The sequence below is a fragment of the Piscicoccus intestinalis NBRC 104926 genome (genome assembly GCF_001515525.1).
GTDB lineage: Bacteria > Actinomycetota > Actinomycetes > Actinomycetales > Dermatophilaceae > Kineosphaera > Kineosphaera intestinalis.
Genome location: NZ_BCNQ01000303.1, coordinates 1 through 1,127 on the forward strand (window position 1 = coordinate 1; position 1,127 = coordinate 1,127).

General features: G+C 65.7%; 1 protein-coding gene. It reads right to left on the reverse strand.

The window, feature by feature from the left end:
- Nucleotides 1-1,074, reverse strand: a complete 1,074-nt coding sequence (locus PINTE_RS21370; RefSeq protein ID WP_157087458.1) for an IS630 family transposase — start codon at nucleotides 1,072-1,074, stop codon at nucleotides 1-3.
- Nucleotides 1,075-1,127 lie beyond the last annotated feature (53 nt).

A 1,127-nucleotide genomic window follows, 5' to 3' on the forward strand; every position in this document is an offset into this window, starting at 1 on the left:
CTAGTGGCCCGTGTTTGAAGTTGTTTGACGGTTAGCTTTCTTGAGGATGTCGTCGGCGGTCTTAGTCCATGCGAAGGGGTGTTTGCGGTCGTTCCAGCCGGTGATGAAGGCGCGGATCTTGGCGTTGAGTTCGGCGACGGAGCCGAAGGTGCCACGGTGGATGGCTTGGCGTTCGATGATGCCGAACCAGACCTCGACGAGGTTGAGCCAGGATCCTGAGGTCGGCGTGAAGTGGACGTGGACGCGGGGGTTGGCGGCGAGCCAGTCGCGGATCTCGATCCTCTTGTGCGCGGCGTAGTTGTCCATGACCAGGTGCAGCTGCTGATCGGGGTAGGCCTTGGCGACCTGCTTGAGGAAGGCCAGGAACTCCTGGTGTCGATGCCGGGGCTTGCATGCCGCGGTCACTTGCCCGGTCGCGATCTCCAGCGCCGCGAACAGGGTCGTCGTCCCGTGCCGGCGGTAGTCGTGGGTGCGCCGCTCGGGCAGACCGGGCTGCATCGGCAGCATCGGAGCGGTCCGGTCCAACGCCTGGATCTGGGACTTTTCATCGACGCAGAGCACGATCGCGTTCTCGGGCGGGTCCAGGTAGAGCCCGACGACGTCGGTGACCTTGGCGACCAGCTCGGGATCGGTGGAGAACTTGAACGTCTCGGACCGCCACGGCTGGATCCCGTACTCCTTCCACGCCGTGGCAACCGTCTTGTTCCCGATCCCCAAGTGACGCCCCAATAGACGCGAGGACCAGTGCGTCACCCCTAGCTTCGCCGGCGGCGGCGCCAGGGTCGTCGCCACGATCCGGCGGTGATCCACCTGCCGCGGGCGACCCGAGCGCGGCGCATCGTCCAGACCCGCCAGGCCGTGCAAGTCATACCGGCCACGCCACGTCAACACCGTCCCTTTCGAGACGCCCACCCGCGAGGCGATCTGCTCGTTCGCGACCCCGTCAGCAGCCGCGAGCACGATCCGCGCCCGCTGCGCCAACCCCGCACGCACCGAACTCGACCGCGTAATCCGCGACAACTCTTCACGATCCCCATCACGCAACGCCAGCGCTGGAGCAGGCCGATTCGCCATGCCCCATCATCCCAAACCCGAACCGTTCAAGGACTAACGACACGCTCCACTAG